The sequence below is a fragment of the Oscillibacter sp. KLE 1728 genome (assembly GCF_934833455.1).
Lineage (GTDB): Bacteria > Bacillota > Clostridia > Oscillospirales > Oscillospiraceae > Oscillibacter > Oscillibacter welbionis.
The window spans coordinates 1-23,356 of the sequence record NZ_CAKVVF010000018.1 but is presented as its reverse complement, the minus strand read 5'-3'; the positions used below and the strand labels follow the sequence as shown (position 1 = coordinate 23,356).

The following is a 23,356-nucleotide window of genomic DNA, read 5'->3' as shown; positions in this document are numbered from 1 at the left end:
GTATACTAAGCTGAACCAAAAGATTCCCGCCTGCCGGCGGAGAGAAGGAGGAACGATATATGAGCCAAGCATTCAAGAAGGTCCTGGTCGCCAACCGGGGCGAGATCGCCATGCGGATCTTCCGGGCCTGTCACGACCTGGGCCTCCAGACCATTGCCATCTACTCCAATGAGGACGTATACAGCCTCTTCCGCACCGCCGCGGACGAGTCCTATCTGATCGGAGAGAACGAGAGCCCCCTGGGCGCCTATCTGGACATCCCCCGGATCATCGAGCTGGCCAAGAAGCACGGCGCCGATGCCATTCACCCCGGTTACGGTTTCCTCAGTGAGAACGCGGATTTTGCCCGGGCCTGCGAGGCTGCGGGCATCAAGTTCATCGGACCCTCCTCCCAGGTTCTGGACCTGATGGGCGACAAGCTGTCCGCCAAGCAGATCGCCGTGGCCTGCGGCGTACCCACCACCCCCGGCACCACAGAGCCCCTGAAGAGCCGGGAGGCTGCTCAGAAGCTGGCTATGGAGTTCGGCTTCCCCGTCATTCTCAAGGCGGCCGCCGGCGGCGGCGGCCGCGGTATGCGCCGGTGTGACACCGTGGAAGAGGTGGGCACCAACTTCGATCTGGTGAAGGCGGAGGCCAAGAAGGCCTTCGGCAATGACGACATCTTCATGGAGAAGTTCCTGGTGGAGCCCAAGCACATCGAAGTGCAGGTGCTGGGCGACGAGGAGGGCAACGTGGTCCACCTGTTCGAGCGGGATTGCTCTCTCCAGCGGCGCTATCAGAAGGTGGTGGAGTTCAGCCCCGCCTTCTCCGTGGACAAGAAGATCCGTCAGGCCCTGTATGAAGACGCGGTGAAGATCGCAAAGCACGTGGGCTATGTGAACGCCGGCACCCTGGAGTTCCTGGTGGACAGGGAAGGGCACCACTACTTCATCGAGATGAACCCCCGTATCCAGGTGGAGCACACCGTCACCGAGATGGTGACGGGCGTGGACTTGGTGCGCTCTCAGATTCTGATCGCCGAGGGCTGTCCTCTCAGCGATCCCCGCATCGGCATCAGGAAGCAGAGTGACCTGCACCTGAACGGCTACGCCATCCAGTGCCGCGTCACCACCGAGGACCCGTCCAACAACTTCGCTCCCGACACCGGCAAGATCACCTCCTACCGGTCTCCCGGCGGCTTCGGCGTCCGGCTGGACGCGGCCACCGCCGGCGTGGGCAGCGAGATCTCCCCCTACTATGACTCCCTGCTGCTGAAGGTCACCACCTGGGATAACACCTTTCAGGGCGTGTGCCTGAAGGCCGGACGGGCCATCCGGGAGATCCACATCCGGGGCGTCAAGACCAATATCGCCTTCATCTCCAACATCCTGCAGAACCCCACCTTCCTGGCGGGAGGCTGCCACACCAAGTTCATCGACGAGACGCCGGAGCTGTTTGAGCTGAACGAGGGCCAGGACCGGGCCACCAAGATGCTCAAGTACATCGGGAACATCGTGGTGAAGGAGCGGGACGGACACAAGATGTACGATCCCTGCCGGTTCCCGCCGGTCACCGGCAACCGGCCCGATGGCCTGAAGCAGATGCTGGACGCCAAGGGACCCAAGGCCGTGGCGGACTGGGTGCTGGGGCAGAAGAAGCTGCTGATCTGCGACACCACCTGCCGGGACGCCCACCAGTCCCTGCTGGCCACCCGGGTCCGCACCCGGGACATCGTCAAGGGTATGGAGGGCACCAGCGAGATCCTGGCGGATGCTTTCTCTCTGGAGTGCTGGGGCGGCGCCACCTTTGACGTGGCCTACCGTTTCCTCCACGAGTCCCCCTGGGAGCGGCTGGACCTGATCCGGGAGAAGGCCCCCAACCTGCTGCTGCAGATGCTGCTGCGGGGCGCCAACGCCGTGGGCTATACCAACTATCCCGATAACGTGATCCGGGAGTTCATCAAGGAGGCCGCCCGCAGCGGCATCGATGTGTTCCGGATCTTCGACTCTCTGAACTGGATCCCCGGCATGGAGGTGGCCATGGATGAGGTCCTCAAGCAGGACAAGATCTGCCAGGCCACCATCTGCTACACCGGCGACATTCTGGATCCCAAGCGGGACAAGTACACCTTGGACTACTATGTGAAGATGGCGAAAGAGCTGGAGCACCGGGGTGCCCACATGCTTGCCATCAAGGATATGTCCGGCCTGCTGAAGCCTTACGCCGCCAAGAAGCTGGTGTCCACCCTGAAGCAGGAGATCGGCATTCCCATCCAGCTCCACACCCATGACACCACCGGCAATCAGGTGGCGGCGCTGCTGCTGGCCGCCGAGGCCGGTGTGGACGTGGTGGACTGTGCCATCAGCTCCATGGCAGGCATGACCAGCCAGCCCTCTCTGAACGCCGTGGTGGCGGCCATGAAGGACACAGAGCGGGACACCGGGCTGGATCTGGACCGGCTCCAGGCCCTCACTGATTACTGGGAGGATGTGCGTAAGCGTTACGACTCCTTTGAGGGCGGCCTGGAGTACAATACCACGGATATTTACCGCTACGAGATCCCCGGCGGTCAGTACACCAACCTGAAGCCCCAGGTGGAGTCTCTGGGCCTGGGCGACCGGTTTGTGGAGGTCAAGGAGAACTACCGTAAGGTCAATGAGATGGTGGGCGACATTGTGAAGGTGACGCCCTCCAGCAAGATGGTGGGTGACCTGGCCATCTTCATGACCCAGAACAACCTGACCCCGGAGAACATCGTGGAGAAGGGCGAGAGCCTGGCCTTTCCGGACAGCGTTGTCAGCTACTTCTCTGGCATGATGGGCCAGCCTGCAGGCGGGTTCCCCAAGGAGCTGCAGCGGGTGGTCCTGAAGGGCAAGAAGCCCATCACCTGCCGTCCCGGTGAGCTGCTGCCCCCCGTGGACTTTGAGGAGAAGAAGCGGGAGATGCAGTCCTTTGATGCAGATCCCTCCTGGCGGGCCATCCTCAGCTACTGCCTGTATCCCAAGGTAGTGGAGGATTATGTCAAGAACCAGAAGGAGTACGGCTACATCATGCGGCTGGGCAGCCATGTGTTCTTCCACGGTCTGGCGGTGGGCGAGACCAACAAGGTCAACATCGCCGACGGCAAGACCCTGGTCATCAAGTACTTAGGGTTGGGCGAAGTGGACAAAGAGGGCATGCGCACCGTCAGCTTTGAGCTCAACGGCATCCGCCGGGATGTGCAGGTGCCCGACGAGGAGGCCCAGAAGAACATTGTCAAGGTCCCCATGGCGGACCCGGAGGACAAGAGCCAGGTGGGCTCCTCTATCCCCGGCGCGGTGAGCAGGCTCAACGTCAAGGTGGGCGACACCGTGGAGAAGAACCAGACCCTGGTCACCATCGAGGCTATGAAGATGGAGACCGCCATCACCGCCCGGATGTCCGGCACGGTGTCGGAGATCCTGGTGAAGGAGGGCGAGACCGTCAAGGGCGGCCAGCTCATCTTGGTCATCAAATTAGCATACGCCGCAGAAGGCCGGCCCCGGTGGGGCCGGCCTTTCGGCATTTCAGAGAGGTGGGACGGGAAAATGAAGGTTGTGCAAATTGGACTTGCAGAAATATTAAAAAATTGTAAAAAAAACCTTGTAAAATGAATGAGGATAAGGTATGATATGCAAAGCGACATACGAGCTGTATCGACTAACAGGAAAAGAGGAATGGAAACATGAAAAAGTGCTTATCCCTGCTTCTTGCCGCGCTGATGCTGGCGGCGGTCCTGACGGGCTGCGGCGGCAATCCCTCCACGGAGGAGACGGATACCCCCGCCGACACCGGCACTGAGCAGGCTGCCCAGACCAACTGGAACGTCTCTTCCGTCACCGGCACCGGCACGGAGCTGAAATTCCGCACCGGCGGCGACCAGGGTACTTATTACGGCTTCGGCAGCGTGCTGGCGCAGGCCATCACCACCAACGGCAACGGAACCAAGGTCACGGCCGTGGTCAGCAACGGCTCCCAGGACAACATCGAGCAGATGCAGATGAACGTGGCCCAACTGGGCTTCGTCCAGTCCGACGTGATGAGCTACGCCTATAACGGCGAGCGGCTGTTTGAGGGGTTCCCCTATGCGGATTTCTCCACTGTCGCTGCTCTGTATATGGAGCAGGTGCAGATCGTCACCTGTGACCCGGACATCAAGTCCGTGGCGGATCTGGAGGGCAAGACGGTCTCCATCGGCGCCTCTGGCTCCGGCGTGTACTACAACGCCCTGGATATCCTGGCCGCCTATGACCTGACAGAGGATGACATCAACGCCCAGTACCAGGACTTCGGCGCCAGCGCCGACGCCCTGCAGGACGGCAAGATCGACGCCGCCTTCGTGGTGGCAGGCGCCCCCACCGTGGCTATCACCACTCTGGCCACCGCCAAGGACACCTATCTGGTGGGCCTGGATGACGAGCATATTGCCAAGCTCCAGGAGTCCTCTCCCTACTACGAGGAGTACATCATCCCCGAGGGCACCTATGAGGGCGTGCCGGAGACCAAGACCGTGGCCGTGGTAGCCACCGTCATCGCCCGGGACGATGTGTCTGAGGATGATGTGTACAACATCTGCTACACCATCTTTGAGAACATGGACAATCTGGCCCATGACAAGGCAGGGGAGCTGGATGTGGAATTTGCCTCCGGCGTCACCGCGGTGCCTTATCACGCCGGCGCGGCCAAGTACTTCGCCGAAAAGGGCTTTGACGTACCCACCAAGTGATCTCAGGCGGAGCCTGATCGGGAACTACGGCGGAATCTCCGCCGTAGTTCCTTGACTTCGGGTCGGTCCCGGCCTGGAAGATATCTTGCGAAATGAGAGGGGACCCTATGGCACTGTTCAAGAAACACAAGACGGAGCCTGTGCCGCCGGAGGATACCGGCGCCCACGATACCTCCGTGGGGACCGCCGCCGATGTGGAGGCGGTCATGAAAAAATACGACCGGGAGTCCAACACCCGGGTCTGGGAGGGTCTGCCGAAGCTGGTGATCCGCTGGCTGATGGTAGCGTTCTCCGCCTACTGCATCATCGACACTGTGTTCCTTTCCACCCGGCAGGAGGTTCGGCTGCCCATGTTCGTGGGGCTGATCCTGCTGTTCGGCTTCCTGACCTTCCCGGCCAAAAAAGGGGACGAGCGGGTCAACCACATGCCCTGGTATGACATCGTGCTGCTGATTGCCGGGCCCGGCGCCTACTTTTTCTACGCCGTCAATGCCCAGAACGTGGTCCAGATGTCCGCCCGGGTCATGCAGAACGACCTGTACATGATTATCGGCCTCATCGGTATCCTGGCCCTGGTGGAGCTGTGCCGCCGGTGCGTGGGCCTGCCGATCCTGTGCGTGGCCGGTGTGCTGCTGGTGTACACCTTCTTCAACCTGGGCGGCAGTGCAGATTTCAAGATGACCCTCTATCAGGTCATCCGCACCATGTTCTACACCTTCAACGGCATCTTCGGCGGCCCCATCAGCGTGTGCGCCAAGTTCATCGTGGTGTTCATCATCTTCGGCGCCTTCCTGGAGAGGACCGGCATCGCCCAGTTCTTCATCAACCTGGCCAATGCCGTGGCCGGTGCCGCCCCCGGCGGCCCCGCCAAGGTGGCCGTCATCTCCTCCGCCCTGTGCGGCATGGTGTCCGGCTCCTCCGTGGGCAACACCGTCACCACCGGCTCCGTCACCATCCCCATGATGAAGAAGACGGGCTACAAGCCGGAGTTCGCCGGCGCCGTGGAGGCGGCTGCCTCCACCGGCGGCCAGATCATGCCCCCCATCATGGGCGCCGCAGCCTTCCTGATGGCAGAGTTCACCGGCGAGCCCTACGGCACCATCGCCATGCGGGCCATCCTGCCGGCGGTGCTGTACTTCACCGGCATCTACATCGCCGTCCATCTGGAGGCCAAGAAGCTGGGCCTGAAGGGCATTCCCAGAGAGCAGCTGCCCCGCGTGCGCCAGCTGCTGCCCAAGATCTACCTTCTGGCGCCCCTGGTGCTGTTGGTGGTCATGGTCTCCACCAACATGTACACCATGGCCTTCTCCGCTGCCATCGCAATCGTGGCGGCCGTGGCCGTAGGCCTGGTCAACAACGTGGTGGAGATCGCCAGCAAGAGCAGCAACCGGGAGGACTTCCTCACCTTCGGCAAGATCATCGACGCCCTGGAGGGCGGCGCCAAGGGCTCCATCACTGTGGCGGTGGCCTGCGGCGTGGCCGGCATTATCTCCGGCTGCATCACGGTGACGGGCCTGGCCTCCAAGCTGTTGAGCACAATCGTCAGCCTCTCCGGCGGCCACATGATTATCGCCCTGGCGCTGACCATGCTCTGCTGCATCGTGCTGGGCATGGGCGTGCCGACCACCGCCAACTACTGCATCATGGCGGCCACCTGCGCTCCCATCCTGATGGATCCCTCCATCGGTGTCACCAAGATGGCGGCCCACTTCTTCGTGTTCTACTTCGGCATTGTGGCGGACATCACGCCGCCGGTGGCCCTGGCGGCCTATGCCGGCAGCGCCATTGCCAAGGCGGATCCCATGAAGACAGGGTTCAACGCCACGAAACTGGCCATAGCGGCCTTTATCGTGCCGTACATCTTCGCTTTCAGCCCCCAGATGCTCTTTGTGGATGTGACCGGTGCCTTCCAGGTGGTGCAGATCTGCATCAGCGCCCTGCTGGGCATCTTCGGCGTGGCGGCGGCCCTCAACGGATTCCTGTACCGGCCCATCCCCGCGCTGCTGCGGGTGGCCATGGCCGTGGGCGGCCTGGGTATGATGATCCCCGGCACGGCCACCGACATCGCCGGCTTTGTGTTGGTGGTTGGCATCGTCCTCTATCAGCGCTTCAGCGCCCGGCGCGCCGCCATGGTCTGAATGACCTTGAAAGTGCTCCCCGGCTTCCGGGGAGCACTTTTTCACACATACCCGCAAGTTACAAGAGATACGGGCCGCGGGAGAAACTGTAACTGTTTTGTTATTGCTTTGCCCTACATACTGTACTATTATAAGCAATACAGTTGATGCATCTGTGAAGAACAAGAAGAGGAGTACATACCATGGCTGAAGTCAAAGACCTGGAGAATGTGGAACAGGAAGCGACCGCTCCGGCGATGGAGGAGACGGCGGCGGACAGCGCCGCCCCCGCGGAGACGCGCGTAAACCTGAAGGCCCGGTGGCAGGCGATCCCGCGGAAGAAGCGGCGCCGGATCATCCGCCTGTGCATACTGGCACTGCTGCTGGTGATCGCCGCGGTGGTGCTGCTGAAAGTGCTGGGCGGCAAGAGCAGCGATGAGGGAGAGGTGGTCACCGACATTGTGCAGTACGGTTCCATCACCTCCACGGTCCAGGGCAGCGGCCTGACCAAGGCCAAGAGCAGTGAGACAATCACCATCACCACTGTCGGCACAGTGGTGGATGTGCTGGTGGCGGAAGGTGAGACGGTGACTGCCGGCACGCCGCTGTTCACCATCGACTCTCCGGCGGCAGAGACCGCCGTGCAGAAGGCCCGGAGCAATGTGGAGGGCTATGAGAAACAGCTCTCCCAGGCCCAGAAAGACATCGCAGGACTGAATCTCTCCGCCGGCTATGCCGGCAAGCTGATGGAGACCGTGACGCTGAATCCCGGTGATTCCATCACCAAGGGCCAGAAGGTGGCGGTCCTCTCCGACGATACCCGTCTGCGGCTGGAGCAGTATTACAGCTACGCCTATGCGGGCGACCTGCAGGTGGGACAGACGGTGAATGTTTCGATCCCTGCCCTGATGACCTCCGTTCCCGGCACGGTGGAGGCGGTCCACATGGTCAGCCGCATCACGCCGGAGGGGTCCAAGCTCTTCTCCGCCGACATCATCGTGGAGAATGAGGGAGCCCTGACGGCGGATATGGTGGCCTCTGCCACCGCCACTGTGAACGGTGAGACCGTGTACCCCTATGAGGCTGGCAAGCTGGCGTACTACCGCACCGGCGACCTGGTTTCCACGGTGGATGGCACGGTGATTTCCAGCAATCTGGTGGACTACCTGCAGGTGGCGCCCGGCCAGGTGCTGGTGCGCATCGACGGGGAGGAGAGCGAGAGCCAGCTCTTCACCATCCAGCAGAACCTGGACACTGCCCGGGAGGAGCTGAAGACTGCGGAGGAGAACCTGGCCAACTGCAACGCCAAGGCTCCCATTGACGGCATGGTAATCGGCCTGACCATCCAGCCCGGCGATGAGATCGCTGCAAATACCGCAGTGGTGACCATCTCGGACACCTCCAGCGTGGTGATTACCGCCAATGTGGACGAGCGGAACATCAGCTACATCAAGCCGGGGATGCCGGTGGAGCTGAGCCAGTGGGGGACCCCGGCCTTCGGCACCGTGGAGACGGTCAGCCTCTCCAGCACGGTGAACAACGGCGTGGCGACCTATCCCATCACCATCTCGGCGGACAACAGCGAGGGCACCCTGCAGGTCAACAGCTATATCGACTACACTCTAACTGCCAGTGAGAATGACAACTGCCTGGTCCTGCCGCTCCAGTGCGTGCGTACTGTGACCCAGGAGGACGGCTCCACCGTGAACGTGGTGTTTGTAAAGGGCAGTCGGCCGGACAACGCCATTGAGACGCCCACCCTGAGCGAGGAGATCCCGGAGGGCTTCTGGGCGGTGCCGGTGGAGATCGGCATCTCCGACAACTCCAATGTGGAGATCAAGTCCGGTGTGGAAGAGGGGACCGAGGTCTTCACACAGATCCAGTCCCTGCAGGCGTGGGGTTGATGCCCATGGCGAAGAACTTAGTAGAGCTGCGGGACGTCTATAAGATCTATGGCGAAGGGCGGGAGAGCGAGGTACGGGCCCTGGACGGCGTCTCCCTGACCATCGGAAAGGGCGAGTTCGTGGCGGTGGTGGGCCAGTCCGGCTCCGGCAAGTCCACCATGATGAACGTGCTGGGCTGCCTGGACATCCCCACCCGGGGGACGTATCTCCTGGGTGGAACGGACGTCCGGGAGCTGACGGACAAGGAGCTGTCCCACATCCGCAACAAGCAGATCGGCTTTATCTTTCAGCAGTACAACCTGATCCAGAGCCTGACGGTGCTGGAAAATGTGGAACTGCCCCTGATCTACCAGGGGGTGAATGCCGACGACCGCCGGGACATGGCCCTGGAGGCCCTGGCCCGGGTGGGGCTGGCGAACCGCATCAAGCACCGGCCGGTGGAGATGTCCGGTGGCCAGCAGCAGCGGGTGGCCATTGCGCGGGCCATCGCCACCAAGCCTCCCATCATCATGGCCGACGAGCCCACCGGCGCACTGGATTCCCACACCGGGCAGGAGGTGCTGAAATTCCTCCAGGAGCTGAACAAGGAGGGCAGCACCGTCATTCTCATCACCCATGATAACGGCATCGCCGCCACGGCCCGGCGGGTCGTCCGCCTGGCGGACGGCAGAATCATTGAGGACCGGGAGCAGGAGGTGGACTGGCTTTGAATATCCAACAGGCCGTGAAGATGGCGTGGAAGTCCATCTGGGGCAAAAAGGGCCGGTCCGCCCTGACCATGCTGGGCATCATCATCGGCATCGCGGCGGTGATGACCATCGTGTCCGCCATCAACGGCTATACGGAAAAGACCATGGAGCAGTACGAGGCCATGGGCAGCAACAAGCTCACCGTCAACATCTGGAACTACCTGTATGACGAAGATGGCAACAGCCTGGGTCAGGATTACTTTCCGGCGCTGTACGACTACTGCAACAGCATCAAGGAGTATGTGCTGGGCGTGACGCCCCAGGCGTACTGCAACGCCACGGTGGTATACGGGACCAAGAGCACCGCCAATATGAGCTATAATTACGATGAAAACGGCAATCTCACCGGCGACGTGCCGCCCAGCATTTACTACGGCAGCGACCAGTACAGCATCTGCAACAACCTGACGCTGGCCTCCGGCCGGGACCTGTCCGTGTTGGACATCCGGGGCTACAAGCAGGTATGTGTGCTGGGGGACCGGGCGGCAAAGATCTTCTTCGACGCCGCGGACCCCGTGGGCAAGGTGCTCCAGCTCAACGGGCAGAGCTTTGAGGTGGTGGGGGTCTATGCCCCCCGCCTTACCGGTGAAAGCGCATCCGCCAGCCAGATCGACAATGTCATCATTCTGCCCTACACCGCCCGCCGGGTGCTGGGCGGCGACGCACCGGAGCAGTTCATCGTGAAGACCCGCAGCAGCGAGGACATGATCGAGGCCAGCTCCCGCATCGGCGGCTTTTTGAAGGGACTGGTCAATCCCAACGCAGGCGGCTTCCAGGTGGACCAGGAGAACTCCTGGCAGCAGGAGCAGAACAAGCAGATGGGCATGATCTCCCTGATTCTGGGCGGTATCGCCGCCATCAGCCTGCTGGTGGGCGGCATCGGCATCATGAACATCATGCTGGTGACCGTCACCGAACGGACCCGGGAGATCGGCATCCGCCGGGCCATTGGTGCCGAGCGGAGCAGCATCGTCATCCAGTTCCTCATCGAGGCGGCCATGCTCTGCGGCATCGGTGGCATCATCGGCATCCTCATCGGCACCGGCGGCAGCCTGCTGGTGGGACGGCTGATGTTCCAGATGACCATCTACCCGGCGGCGTGGATTACCCTGTGCGCCTTCACGCTGTCGGTGGCGCTGGGAATTTTGTTCGGCATTTATCCGGCGGCAAAGGCCGCCAGGCTCCAGCCCGTGGAAGCACTGCGGGCAGAATGAGAGGGAGAGACTGATGAAGAGACGAATCATGACATTCCTGCTGGCCGTGTGCATGGCGGTTTCCCTGCTGGCGGTGCCGGCGGGGGCGGCCAATACCGCAGCAGTCACATTTTCCGATGTCGGGGACAAGAGCACGGCAGTGGCGGTGGAATCCCTGCGTCTGCTCGGTGTGCTGGACGGCTATGGGGATGGGACCTTCCGCCCCGGCACTGTCCTCACCCGGGCGCAGTTCTGCAAGATGGCGGTCTACGCCATGAACGGCAGCAATGAGCTGGGACGCTACCGGACCGTCACGGTATTTTCAGATGTGAAGCCCTCTTATTGGGCGGCGCCGTATATCAACATGGCCGCCAAGGGCAAAAACATCATCTCCGGCTACGCAGACGGGAAATTCCACCCCGACCGCACGGTGACCGTGGGCCAGGCGGTGACCATCCTGCTGCGGATGCTGGGCTACAAGGACGAAGACGTCGGCGGCGTCTGGCCGGACAGCTATATGGCGGAAGCCGCGCTCATCGGCCTGACCGACGGCGTCAGCGGAACTGGAAACGAGGGCCTGACCCGCGGACAGGCGGCCAAGCTCTTTTTGAATCTGCTTCGGGCGGACCAGAAAGAGGGCGGCAGCTATCTCGCCACACTGGGCGAGACCCGGACGGGGCAGATGCTGGTCTCCTCCACGGCTGACGGACCGCGGGGCGCCGGAACGGCGCTGCAGATGGCCTCCGGCGCAGTTTACTCCCTGGCGGACGGCAAGGTCTCCAACGGCATGCTCAACGGCACCAAGGGGACACTGCTGCTCAGCAAGAACGGTAATGAAGCCCTGACCTTTGTGCCGGATTCCGTGGGCAGCAGCAAGGTCGTGGTCCTCTCCACGGCCAAGGCCACGGAGCTGACGGATACCACCGGTACCAAGTACGTTATGGACAACGACACCGGCGTCTACTACAACGGCAAGGAGTCCGTGTGGAGCGAGGTCTACTCCTGGCTGAACGCGGGCACCTCCCTGACGCTGTATCTGGATGCAGGCGGCGGTGTGGACTATGTGTTCGTCGGCGGCGGCGGGACCACGTCCAACGAGGCGGTCATCATCTATGAGAAGGGGTCCACCTCGGGCTTCAGCTCTCTGGCCGGCGGCACCAGCGGATACGCCATCTACAAGAACGGCCTGCCCGCCACGGCCGGGGATATGCGCAAGTACGACGTGGCAACCTATTCCAGCACCACCAACTCCATCCGCGTGTGCGACACCCGGATTACCGGCTACTATGAGGATTGTTATCCCAATCCCAAGGAGCCCACGAAGATCACGGTCCTGGGCTATGAGTTCAACGTGCTGCCCACCGCTATGCAGACGGTCTCCCAGTTCAAGCCCGGCGACCAGATCACTCTGCTCCTGACCGAGGACAATCAGGTGGCCGGCGCGGTGGCGGCCAGCGGCAACACGGCCACCGGCAATGCCATCGGCATCGCCGAGGTCTCCAGCGGAAGCGCCACGGTGGACCTGCTCTGCGGCATCCAGGTGAAGGGCTCGGTCAGTCTCTCCGCCAGCGATGTGGAGCGGCTGAACGGCCAGCTGGTGCGGGTCTCCTCCAGCCGGAAGGGCGGCCTGTCCCTGACCCGCCTGACGGGCGGCGTCTCCGGCGAGCTGAATGTGGCGGAGCGCAAGCTGGGCAGCCGGAATCTGGCGGACAATGTGGTTGTCTTCCAGAACGACGGCAGCGGCCTCACCGCCATCAGCCTGTCCCAGATCGCGGACGGCAGCGTGCCCGCTTCCCAGATCACCTACGCCGGCACCGACTGGGCAGGCAGGGTAAAGGTCATCGTGCTGAATTCCGCCATCGGCGGCGGCTACATCTTCGGCCGCGCCAACTATACCGCGAACTATGACGAAGAGGGCAACCGGGAGGGCAATGCCCAGCTGTCTGTGGAATACGGTGCGGGCAAGAGCACGCCCACCTTTGAGACCGGCTATGTGGTGCGCAACGGCGACATCGTGGGCATCACCATCGTCACCTCTGGAAACACCCAGCGGATCGGCAGCCTGGTCTATCCTGACGAGCTGCGGAACGTGCCCAACACCGCTTGGAGCGGCAAGGGTGCCGTCACGGTGAACGGCCGGACCTACACGGTCCCTGCCAGCGTCCCCTGCTACAACACGCAGACCAAGAGCTGGGTCACCCTCACCGAGGCCAGAGCCTATGCAGACAGCGCCACGCTGTATGTGTACCAGGGCGTGGTCCGCTTCCTGGAAGTGGGCTGAGAGAACCGGCTGAAATCCGGGACAGATCCTCCTCTGAAAACGGTATATGTCCCATAAAAAACGGGCCGCCCCTTGTGGGGCGGCCCGTTTGCGCAGGGCGGCGCGTTGGGAAACGGCGGCGTCATACCACCTGGAACAGGTAGAACTTCAGATAATTCGTCTCCTCGACGCCCCAGAGGATGGGGTGGTCGCAGGCCTGCTGCCGGGCCTCGATCTGCCGCAGCTGCACTCCGGCGTCCCGGGCGGCGCTGTGGAGCATGGCTGCGAACTTCTCCTCCGTGGCGAAGTGGGAGCAGGAGCAGGTGGCGAGAAGACCGCCCCGGGGCAGCAGCTTCATGGCCCGGTAGTTGATCTCCTTATACCCGGAGATGGCGTTGGCAACGGTCCTGCGGGACTTGGTGAAGGCCGGCGGGTCCAGGATGATGAAGTCGTACCGCTTCGGCTCCTTCTCCAGCGCGGGCAGCAGGTCGAACACGTTGGCGGCCACGCAGTCCACTGCGCCGGTGAGGCCGTTGCGCGCCGCGTTGGCCCGGGCCATCTCCACGGCGGACTCCGACACATCCACGGCGGTGACGTGCTTCGCCCCGCCCATCGCGGCGTTCAGAGCGAAGGATCCGGTGTGGGTGAAGCAGTCCAGCACCGTCCTGCCCCGGGCGATGCGCCCCACCGCCCGGCGGTTGTACTTCTGGTCCAGGAAGAACCCGGTCTTCTGGCCGTTCTCCACGTCTACCAGATATTTCACGCCGTTCTCCGTGATCTCCGTCACTGCAGAATCCGGCGCCGCTTCCCCCGGCAGGGGATACCACCCCTTGCCCTGGGGCAGCCCCTCCTTCTCCCGCAGGGCCACGTCGTTCCGGAGAAGGATCCCGCGGATCGGGAACCCGTCCGCCCGGAGGAGCTCCGCCAGCGCCGGCAGCAGGATGTCCTGGATCCGCTCCATGCCCACGGACAGCACCTGGACGGACAGCAGGTCGTGGAACTTGTCCACCGTCAGTCCGGGAAAGGCATCTGCCTCCCCGAAGATGATCCGGCAGGCGTCCAGGTCCTCCGGAGACATCACGCGCTTCCGGTATTCCCAGGCCCACTGAAGCTTCCGGCGCCAGAAGGCGGCGTCGAACTGGTCATTGGCGTTGCGGGACACCAGCCGCACCCGGATCTTGGACTGTTCCGACAAAAAGCCCGTACCCAGATACCGGCCCTTTTTGCTGATCACGTCCACCAGGCCGCCGTTTTCCGCCTGTCCCTCTGTGGCTGTAATTTCTGCGTCATAGACCCAGGGATGGCCCCGGAGGATGGCGGCCTCCGCTTTGGCCGTGACGGTGTATCTGGGGTAATTCCGTTCCGCTTTCATGGCATGATTCCTTTCCCTCTGATATTTCCAGGCCAGTGTATCACATTTTTGAGGGAAACGCCATAGACTGGGAAAAAAGGAGGGACAATTCCATGCCCAAGATCTATCTGAGCCCGTCCACTCAGGACTGGAACATGTACGTTACCGGCAGCGGGTCCGAGGAGTACAACATGAACCTGCTGGCAGACGCCCTGGTGCCCTATCTGCTCTCCAACGGCATCCAGTACCAGCGCAACCGGCCGGAGATGACTGCCGGCAGCTCCATCCGGGAGGCCAATCAGGGGGAGTATGACCTGTATCTGGCGCTCCACTCCAACGCCGCCCCAGAGGGGCGCTATGGCGAGGAACGGGGCATTATTGCCTTCTATTACCCCGGCAGCGTGGGCGGTCAGCGGGCCGCAGAGCTCATCGCCCAGGAGCTGCGGAAGATCTATCCATTGCCCAACAAGGTCACTACCCGCCCCACCACTTCACTGGGAGAGGTCCGCCAGCCCCGGTTTCCCTCTGTACTGCTGGAGATCGGCTACCACGACAATTACAGCGACGCCACCTGGCTGGAGGGCCACTGGGATGCCATCGCCCAGCAGATTGCCCGGGGCCTGACGGAGTATTTCGGCCTGCCCTTTATCTACCCCATGGACCCGATGCAGGGCACCGTGTCTGTGAGCAACGGCACGCTGAACCTGCGGGACTATCCATCCTCCTCCGGCAAGGTGATCGCCAACCTTCCCAACGGCGCCACTGTTACGATCTACGGCGAATGGAACGGCTGGTATGTGGTGCACTACGGGGATCAGGTGGGGTATGCCGCCGCGGCATACATCAATACGTGAGAATCCGCCGGCTTCCCGCCGCGGCGGGAAGCCGGCGGGCCGGAGACAGGGGTACACCTGACAGACCTCGTAAAAAACTCCAAAAGCGTTCGGCGGAATTTGGGTAAATATACAGATTTGCCTTGACAGAAGAGGGCAGAACGATTAAACTAAAAACGGATAATTGTCGGCAGGCAACAGGGGGCCTTCCGATTGTTTTCTGCCCATGCGGCCCATGCGGCCTGCATATAAAACCCAAAGCGTACAGGATACCGGACACAGGAGGAGAAGATACCGTGATTGGAAACGTCGTTGCCGCCCTGATCGGGCTGGCAGTTGGCGGCGTGATCTGCTTCTTCCTCGGTATTCGCTACCGGAAAACCGTTTCTGAAAAGGAAATCTCAAGCGCGGAAGAAGAGGGAAAGCGCATCATCAACGAGGCCATCAAGAGCGCCGAGACCAAGAAAAAAGAGGCACTGCTGGAAGCCAAAGAAGAGATTTTGAAGAACCGCAGCGAGTACGAGAAGGAAGAGAAGTCGCGCAGAGCCGACCTGCAGCGGCAGGAAAACCGCCTGCAGCAGAAGGAAGAGAACCTCGACCGCAAGACCGAGGCTCTGGAGAAGAGAGAGGAGTCCCTGGCCCAGAAGCATGCGGCCATCGACAAGGAAAACGAGGAGATCAAAGTCATCAAGCGCAGCCAGACGGAGATGCTGGAGCGGATTTCCGGCTTCACCGCCGAGGAGGCCAAGGCCTATCTGATCGCTCAGGTGGAGGCCGAGGTGACCCACGAGACCGCCCTCAAGATCAAAGAGGTCGAGTCCCGGATGAAGGAAGAGTGCGAGGCGCGCGCCCGGGAAGTGGTGGCCCAGGCCATCCAGCGGTGCGCTGCCGACCAGGTGGCCGAAATGACCGTCAGTGTGGTTCCCCTGCCCAATGACGAGATGAAGGGCCGCATCATCGGCCGCGAGGGCCGCAACATCCGCACCATCGAGACCCTGACGGGTGTGGATCTCATCATCGACGACACGCCCGAGGCCATCACCGTCTCCTGCTTCGAGCCGGTGCGGCGGGAGATCGCCCGCCTGGCCCTGGAGAAGCTGATCGCCGACGGCCGCATCCATCCCACCCACATTGAGGAGATGGTGGAGAAGGCACGCCGGGAAGTGGAGAACACCATCAAGGCAGAGGGTGAGCGCGCCGTGTTCGAGTGCGGCGTGCGGAACCTGCACCCGGAGCTGGTGAAGATGCTGGGCCGCCTCCACTACCGGACCAGCTACGGCCAGAACGTCCTGCAGCACTCCATCGAGGTCAGCCACATCGCCGGCATGATGGCCTCCGAGCTGGGTGCGGATGTCCAGGCTGCCAAGCGGGCCGGCCTGCTCCACGATCTGGGCAAGGCCGTGGACCACGAGCTGGAGGGCACCCACGTGTCCCTGGGTGTGGAGTTCGCCCGGAAGTACAAGGAGCGGGAGGACATCATCCACGCCATCGAGGCCCACCACAACGATGTGGAGCCCCGGACCGTGGTGGCCTGTCTGGTGCAGGCGGCAGACGCTATCTCCGCAGCCCGCCCCGGTGCCCGGCGGGAGAACCTGGAGAACTACATCAAGCGTCTGGAGCAGCTGGAGACCATCACCGGCTCCTATCCTGGCGTGGATAAGGCCTACGCCATCCAGGCCGGCCGCGAGGTGCGGGTCATGGTGAGGCCCGAGCAGGTCAGCGAGGACCAGATGGTCATCCTGGCCCGGGACCTGGCCAAGAAGATCGAGGAGGAAATGGAGTACCCCGGTCAGATCAAGGTCCACGTCCTGCGGGAGACCAAGGTCATCGAGTACGCGAAATAAGAATTGCAGCAAGGCGGCGGGCCATCGGCCCGCCGCCTGTTCTTGGTTTCGAAGAAGGGTACTTCCGTCAGCAGATGGGAGCCGCCGGAGCACATAGCCTGCCTATATGGACGAATCTCCTGCAGGAAAGCGCCCTGCTTTCCTCTCAAATATCAAAGAGAGCAAGCTTCGGCTCAATATCAGTTCTGCAAATGCGGAACCAGGGAGCCATAACAGTTGACTTTTTCTCCCAGAGTGGATACAATAAATGTTCAGTGTAAACTGCGCCGAAGGACGGCGCGATCATAGAGAAAAGGATGACGACTATGGCACAGGATAAGAGACAGGTGGACGCCATCACCGCACGGGACGTAGACTTCGCCCAGTGGTACACGGACGTCTGCAAGAAGGCGGAGCTGATCGACTACACCTCCGTGAAGGGCATGTTCATCTACCGGCCCTACGGCTACGCCCTGTGGGAGAATATCCAGGCGGAGCTGGACCGGCGCTTCAAGGCCACGGGGCACGAGAACGTGTACCTGCCGGTGCTGATCCCGGAGTCCCTGCTCCAGAAGGAGAAGGACCATGTGGAGGGCTTTGCACCCGAATGTGCGTGGGTCACTGTGGGCGGCAGTGAGAAGCTGGAGGACCGCTGCGCTATCCGCCCCACTTCGGAGACGCTCTTCTGCGAACATTATGCCAACATCATCCACTCCTGGCGGGACCTGCCCAAGCTGTACAACCAGTGGTGCAGCGTGCTGCGGTGGGAAAAGACCTCCCGCCCCTTCCTGCGCCATCGGGAATTCCTGTGGCAGGAGGGCCACACCATGCACGCCACCGCCGAAGAGGCCCGGGAAGAGACCATGCAGATGCTGAACATCTACGCGGACTTCATGGAGAACGTGCTGGCTATGCCTGTCATCAAGGGCCGCAAGACCGACAAGGAGAAGTTCAACGGCGCAGAGGAGACCTACACGGTGGAGTGTATGATGCACGACCACAAGGCCCTCCAGGCGGGCACCAGCCACTACTTCGGCGACGGCTTTGCCAAGGCATTTGATATCACGTTCACTGGCAAGGACAACCAGCCCCACTATCCCCACCAGACCAGCTGGGGCGTCAGCACCCGGATGATCGGCGGCATCATCATGACCCACGGCGACGACAACGGCCTGGTGCTGCCGCCCCGGATCGCCCCCACCCAGGCGGTGGTGATCCCCGTGGCGGCCCACAAGCCCGGGGTGCTGGAGGCGGCGGCCTCTCTGCGGGACCGGCTGAACGCGGCCGGCGTGCGGAGCAAGATGGACGACTCTGATAACTCCCCCGGCTGGAAGTTCGCAGAGTATGAGATGAAGGGTGTGCCCGTCCGGGTGGAGATCGGCCCCAAAGACATGGAGAAGGAGCAGTGCGTCATTGCCCGGCGGGACACCGGCGAGAAGATCACCGTGGCCCTGGCGGAGCTGGAGAGCGCCGTGAAGGCCCTGCTGGATCACATCCACGACAATCTGTATGCCATGGCCCTGAAGAACCGGGAGGACAACACCTTCGACATCCAAACTCCCGAGGAGGCCAAGGCCATTGTGGAGGGGAAGGGCGGCTTCCTCCGGTCCAAGTGGTGCGGCAGTCTGGAGTGTGAGCTGGCCATGAAGGAGCGGGCCGGTGTCAGCTCTCGCTGTATGCCCCTGGTCCAGAGCGGCACGGAGGGCACCTGCCCCGTGTGCGGCAGGAAATGCACCACCGACATCTACTGGGGTGTGGCTTATTGAGAACGAAAAGGGAGGAGGGGAACGCCCCCTCCTCTCTTTTTCAGCAGTCCGGAAGAGCTGAAACCGACGGTTTTCCTCCAAAATTTCGGAAGAATTGGAAAAAGATTCAGCCCTCCAAAAAAATCTTCATATTTTCATAAAAAACAGAGAAAATAGGCTTGACATTAGCAAGATTTTCTTTTATGATAATAAAGCTCGCGTGGAGGGCAGAACTGCGCCCAGCGAGTACTGCGATGAACCGGGAGATTGCTCGAAAGAGGTAACTTCCGGGGAGTATGTCCGATAATCGGGCGGCTGAGAAGGATCTGTACGTTGCGTAGATCGCTGCGCCATGACAGGATACCGGCCGTATCATGCGCCGGTATTTTTCATGAGCTGGAATGATACGCACGGTTAAGCGTATAGAAAAATTCTCTCGCCGTAGGTCGTCGAGACTCGTGAAACTACCTACGAAATCAGGAGGAAACAACCATGGCTCAGAAAGAAATGATCCGCATCCGGCTGAAGGCCTATGACCATCAGGTCATCGACCAGAGCGCAGAGAAGATCGTGGAGACCGCCAAGCGCACCGGCGCTTCCGTGTCCGGCCCCATCCCTCTGCCCACCAAGAAGGAAGTCGTCACCATCCTGCGGGCCGTCCACAAGTACAAGGACAGCCGCGAGCAGTTTGAGCGCCGCACCCACAAGCGCCTCATCGACATCACCAAGTCCACCCCCAAGACGGTGGAGGCCCTGATGGCCCTGGAGCTGCCTGCCGGCGTGGAGATCGAGATCAAGCTGTAACCAATTAAAGAGGGGATGAAATCCCCCCTTTAGATTCCCCCTCGCCAGTGTGCGCACTGGCGGCGCCGCCCAGGGCGGCTGAGTCAAGGTATTTTCGCCACGTACACGCCGCGGCGAAAATAGATTGAAAATTGTTTGCTGTCCATGTCTGCCGTCTTGCGAGGCAGACGGGTCATGTCGGCAGAGCAATGCGGCGGGACCCAACCCGCACGTATCTAAGCCGACCAATAACCTTTAAGGAGGAACAACCATGAAAGCGATCATCGGCAAAAAAGTGGGCATGTCCCAGATTTTTGACGAGAACGGCCATGTGATCCCCGTCACCGTGATTGAGGCGGGTCCCTGCGTGGTCGTGCAGAAGAAGACTTCCGAAAAGGAAGGCTATGAGGCGGTCCAGCTGGGCTTTGAGGACATCTCTGAGCGTAAGCTCACCAAGCCCGAGAAGGGCCACCTGGACAAGGCCGGCGTGGCTCCCAAGAAGTACCTGCGGGAGTTCGACCTGGAGAATGCCGCCGAGCTGAACGTGGGCGACATCGTGAAGGCTGATGCCTTCCAGGCGGGCGACTTCGTGGATGTCACCGGCATCAGCAAGGGCCACGGCTATCAGGGCGTCATCAAGCGCCACGGTGCCCACCGCCTGAAGGAGACCCACGGCTCCGGCCCTGTGGCCCGTCAGATCGGTTCTCTGGGCGCCACCAGCCACATGTCCAAGATCATCAAGGGCACCATCGGCGCCGGCCACATGGGCGTGGAGCAGGTGACTGTCCAGAACCTGAGCGTCGTCAAGGTCGACCCCGAGCTGAACATGCTGGTGGTCTGCGGTGCGATCCCCGGCCCCAAGGGCGGCCTCGTGACCATCAAGTCCACGGTCAAGGTCCACAAGGTCAAGCAGGCCGGCGCTGACATCAGCAAGAACCCGCAGAAGGCTTCCGGCCGCAACCCGCAGAAGGCCTCCGCCAGAAACAAGTAAGAAAGGGGTGCTTGATCAATGTCTACTATGAAAGTGTTGAACATGGCCGGCGCAGAAGTCGGCACTGTGGAACTGAACGACGCGATCTTCGGCATCGAGCCCAACCAGACCGTCGTGCACGAGGTTGTCAAGAACCACCTCGCCAACTGCAGACAGGGTACCCAGAGCGCCCTCACCCGCGCCGAAGTCTCCGGCGGCGGCAGAAAGCCCTGGCGTCAGAAGGGCACCGGCCACGCCCGGCAGGGCAGCACCCGTGCTCCCCAGTGGACCCACGGCGGCATCGTGTTTGCCCCCAAGCCCCGGGATTACAGCTATGTGCTGAATAAGAAGGTCAAGCGCCTGGCGCTGAAGTCCGTCCTCTCCGCCAAGGTGGCCGAGGGCCAGATGGTGGTCATCGACTCCATCAAGATGGACGCCATCAAGACCGCTGACTTCCGCAAGTTCCTCACCGCCGTCGGTGTGGACGGCAAGGCCATGGTGGTCACCCCCGCCGTGGATCAGACCATCGTCAAGAGCGCGCGGAACATCCCCGGCGTTGTGACCACTCCCGCTTCCATCCTGAGCGTCTATGACATCCTGAACGCCAAGTATCTGGTCGTGGACAAGGACGCCCTCGCAAAAATCGAGGAGGTGTACGCGTAATGGCTACCGCTTACGATATTATCATCCGCCCCATCATCACCGAGCGCGCCATGTCCGGTGCCGCCGACAAGAAGTACGTCTTCGAGGTGGCCAAGGACGCCGGCAAGATCGAGATCAAGAAGGCGGTGGAGGAGATCTTCGGTGTGAAGGTTGCCTCTGTCAACACCCTGACGGTGCCCGGCAAGGAGAAGCGCATGGGTGCCGGCCGTCCCGGCATGACCAAGACCTGGAAAAAGGCCTATGTCCAGCTGGCGGCGGATTCCAAGACCATCGAGTTCTTCGAAGGTATGGTCTGATAAACGGAAGGAGTGTAACGCGACATGTCTATCAAAACTTTTAAGCCGACGACTCCCTCCAGACGGCAGATGACGGTCTCCGGGTTCGACGGCATCGACAAGAAGGCGAAGCCCGAGCCCAGCCTTACTGAGCCCCTGAAGAAGAGCTCCGGCCGCAACAGCTACGGCCGCATCACCGTCCGCCACCGCGGCGGCGGCAACAAGCGCAAGTACCGTATCATTGACTTCAAGCGGGACAAGATCGGCTCCGCCACCGTGCTGCGCCTGGAGTACGATCCCAACCGCAGCGCCAACATCGCTCTGATCCAGTATGAGGACGGCGAGAAGCGCTATATCCTGGCGCCCCTGGGCCTGAAGGCCGGCCACAAGATCATGACCGGCCCCGAGGCGGACATCCTGCCCGGCAACGCCCTGCCCATCGCCAACATCCCCGTTGGTACCGTGATCCATAATATCGAGCTGCATCCCGGCAACGGCGCCCAGCTGGTGCGCTCCGCCGGCACCGCCGCTCAGCTGATGGCCAAGGAGGGCGGCGACGCCCAGATCCGTCTGCCTTCCGGCGAGGTCCGCATCGTGCGCACCAACTGCTACGCCACCATCGGTCAGGTTGGCAACATCGAGCACGAGAACATCAACATCGGCAAGGCCGGCCGCAAGCGTCACATGGGCTGGCGTCCCACCGTCCGCGGCTCCGTCATGAACCCCAATGACCACCCCCACGGCGGCGGCGAGGGCCGCGCGCCCGTCGGCCGTCCCGGCCCTGTGACTCCCTGGGGCAAGCCCGCCATGGGTTACAAGACCCGCAAGGGCAAGAACCCCACCAATAAATTCATCGTCAAGCGCCGCAACGAGAAGTAAGGAGGCAAGTCAATATGAGCAGATCCATTAAAAAAGGCCCGTATGTTGCCCCGGAGCTTCTGAAGCGGGTCGAGGAAATGAACGCGAAGAACGAGAAGAAGGTCCTCAAGACCTGGAGCCGCAGCTCCACCATCTTTCCCGCCTTCGTGGGCCACACCATCGCCGTTCACGACGGCCGCAAGCACGTGCCCGTCTATATCCAGGAGGATATGGTCGGCCACAAGCTGGGTGAGTTCGCGCCCACCCGCACCTTCCGCGGCCATCGGAAAGATTCTTAATGAAGGAGGATGCAGAACATGGAAGAGATGAAGATTGCCAAAGCGTATCTGCGCTATGTCCGCATCGCTCCCCGCAAGGTCCAGATCGTGTGTGATCTGATCCGCGGCAAGGACGCCGGCACCGCCATGGCGATCCTGATGCAGACCCCCAAGGCCGCTTCCGAGCCTCTGATGAAGCTCCTGAAGTCCGCCTGTGCCAATGCCGAGAACAACTTCGGCATGGACCCCGCCAAGCTGGTGGTGTCCGAGGTGTTCGCCACTCCCGGCCCCATCCTGAAGCGGATGATGCCCCGGGCTCAGGGCCGCGCCTATCGGATCAATAAGAAGACTTCTCACGTCACCCTGGCTGTGACGGAAAAGGCATAAGAGGGAGGAGAACAGTTTTATGGGACAGAAAGTAAATCCCCACGGCCTGCGCGTGGGCGTCATCAAAGACTGGGATTCCCGTTGGTATGCCAGTGATGAGAAGGTCGGCGATCTGATCGTCGAGGATCAGAAGATCCGCAAGTACCTGAAGAAGACCCTGTACGGCGCCGGTGTTCCCAAGATCGAGATCGAGCGGAGCAACGAAGTCGTCACCATCTTCCTCCACTGCGCCCGGCCGGGCATGGTCATCGGCAAGGGCGGCGAGCAGATCGAGCAGTATCGTCTCGCTGTGGAGAAGCTGATCGGCAAGAAGGTGCGCCTGAACATCGTCGAGGTCCGCAACCCCGACATGAACGCCCAGCTGGTGGCGGAGAACATCGCCCAGCAGTTGGAGAAGCGTATCTCTCACCGCCGCGCCATGAAGAACGCCATGGCCCGCGCCAT

19 protein-coding genes are annotated in these 23,356 nt (G+C 61.7%); 18 read left to right on the top strand and 1 reads right to left on the bottom strand.

From position 1 onward, the window contains the following. Positions 1-59 precede the first annotated feature (59 nt). The 7 genes from QVE23_RS03445 (at position 60) to QVE23_RS03415 (ending at position 12,967) form a co-directional block, all read left to right on the top strand. Positions 60-3,611 (top strand): pyruvate carboxylase, encoded by a 3,552-nt coding sequence (locus QVE23_RS03445; RefSeq protein ID WP_287967577.1) that lies wholly within the window; start codon positions 60-62, stop codon positions 3,609-3,611. A 71-nt stretch (positions 3,612-3,682) separates the two neighbouring features. Then, a complete protein-coding gene (locus tag QVE23_RS03440; RefSeq protein WP_021748108.1) occupies positions 3,683-4,723 on the top strand; it encodes a TAXI family TRAP transporter solute-binding subunit in 1,041 nt (346 codons plus the stop codon). Between the two features lie 107 nt (positions 4,724-4,830). Further along, positions 4,831-6,861, top strand: a complete 2,031-nt coding sequence (locus QVE23_RS03435) for a TRAP transporter permease (RefSeq protein WP_083490965.1) — start codon at positions 4,831-4,833, stop codon at positions 6,859-6,861. A 182-nt stretch (positions 6,862-7,043) separates the two neighbouring features. Next, positions 7,044-8,744 (top strand): RND family efflux transporter, encoded by a 1,701-nt coding sequence (locus QVE23_RS03430; RefSeq protein ID WP_021748104.1) that lies wholly within the window; start codon positions 7,044-7,046, stop codon positions 8,742-8,744. 5 nt (positions 8,745-8,749) lie between these two features. After that, entirely contained in the window at positions 8,750-9,454 is a 705-nt protein-coding gene (locus tag QVE23_RS03425) for an ABC transporter ATP-binding protein (protein WP_036629681.1), read from the top strand. Then, positions 9,451-10,707 carry an ABC transporter permease gene (locus tag QVE23_RS03420; protein WP_287967576.1) on the top strand — a complete coding sequence of 419 codons (1,257 nt, stop codon included), beginning with the start codon at positions 9,451-9,453 and terminating at the stop codon, positions 10,705-10,707. The genes QVE23_RS03425 and QVE23_RS03420 overlap by 4 nt, the downstream gene beginning before the upstream one ends. 13 nt (positions 10,708-10,720) lie before the next feature. Next, on the top strand, positions 10,721-12,967 hold the full coding sequence (locus QVE23_RS03415; protein WP_021748101.1) for an S-layer homology domain-containing protein: 2,247 nt from the start codon (positions 10,721-10,723) through the stop codon (positions 12,965-12,967). Between the two features lie 121 nt (positions 12,968-13,088). Here the strand turns inward: QVE23_RS03415 and QVE23_RS03410 are convergent, their stop codons facing one another. Next, the gene (locus QVE23_RS03410; protein ID WP_021748891.1) at positions 13,089-14,318 is read right to left on the bottom strand and encodes a class I SAM-dependent rRNA methyltransferase; all 1,230 of its coding nucleotides are present in this window, start codon (positions 14,316-14,318) and stop codon (positions 13,089-13,091) included. A 92-nt stretch (positions 14,319-14,410) separates the two neighbouring features. Between QVE23_RS03410 and QVE23_RS03405 the strand changes: the two genes are divergently transcribed. The 11 genes from QVE23_RS03405 to rpsC form a co-directional block, all read left to right on the top strand. Continuing rightward, entirely contained in the window at positions 14,411-15,151 is a 741-nt protein-coding gene (locus QVE23_RS03405; RefSeq protein ID WP_025544361.1) for an N-acetylmuramoyl-L-alanine amidase, read from the top strand. 275 nt (positions 15,152-15,426) lie between these two features. After that, positions 15,427-16,974: a ribonuclease Y gene (rny, locus tag QVE23_RS03400; RefSeq protein WP_021752184.1), complete on the top strand. Its 1,548-nt coding sequence runs from the start codon at positions 15,427-15,429 to the stop codon at positions 16,972-16,974. A gap of 305 nt (positions 16,975-17,279) precedes the next feature. Then, complete coding sequence (gene proS, locus QVE23_RS03395) at positions 17,280-18,719, top strand: proline--tRNA ligase (RefSeq protein WP_036630538.1); 1,440 nt, start codon at positions 17,280-17,282, stop codon at positions 18,717-18,719. A 471-nt stretch (positions 18,720-19,190) separates the two neighbouring features. Then, entirely contained in the window at positions 19,191-19,502 is a 312-nt protein-coding gene (gene rpsJ, locus QVE23_RS03390; protein ID WP_021749668.1) for a 30S ribosomal protein S10, read from the top strand. A gap of 250 nt (positions 19,503-19,752) precedes the next feature. Next, positions 19,753-20,472 (top strand): 50S ribosomal protein L3, encoded by a 720-nt coding sequence (gene rplC, locus QVE23_RS03385; RefSeq protein ID WP_021749667.1) that lies wholly within the window; start codon positions 19,753-19,755, stop codon positions 20,470-20,472. A gap of 18 nt (positions 20,473-20,490) precedes the next feature. After that, positions 20,491-21,114, top strand: coding sequence for a 50S ribosomal protein L4 (gene rplD / locus QVE23_RS03380; RefSeq protein WP_025544363.1), 624 nt, complete (start codon positions 20,491-20,493; stop codon positions 21,112-21,114). Then, positions 21,114-21,410 (top strand): 50S ribosomal protein L23, encoded by a 297-nt coding sequence (gene rplW, locus QVE23_RS03375; protein WP_021749665.1) that lies wholly within the window; start codon positions 21,114-21,116, stop codon positions 21,408-21,410. Before rplD ends, rplW begins: the two co-directional genes overlap by 1 nt. Before the next feature lie 24 nt (positions 21,411-21,434). After that, positions 21,435-22,268 (top strand): 50S ribosomal protein L2, encoded by an 834-nt coding sequence (rplB, locus tag QVE23_RS03370; RefSeq protein WP_025544366.1) that lies wholly within the window; start codon positions 21,435-21,437, stop codon positions 22,266-22,268. A 14-nt stretch (positions 22,269-22,282) separates the two neighbouring features. Continuing rightward, positions 22,283-22,546 carry a 30S ribosomal protein S19 gene (gene rpsS, locus QVE23_RS03365; protein ID WP_021749663.1) on the top strand — a complete coding sequence of 88 codons (264 nt, stop codon included), beginning with the start codon at positions 22,283-22,285 and terminating at the stop codon, positions 22,544-22,546. 18 nt (positions 22,547-22,564) lie between these two features. Beyond that, positions 22,565-22,912, top strand: coding sequence for a 50S ribosomal protein L22 (rplV, locus tag QVE23_RS03360; protein ID WP_025544367.1), 348 nt, complete (start codon positions 22,565-22,567; stop codon positions 22,910-22,912). Between the two features lie 19 nt (positions 22,913-22,931). Then, positions 22,932-23,356, top strand: a 425-nt coding sequence (gene rpsC / locus QVE23_RS03355) for a 30S ribosomal protein S3 (RefSeq protein WP_287967575.1), incomplete at its 3' end; no start/stop codon positions are given.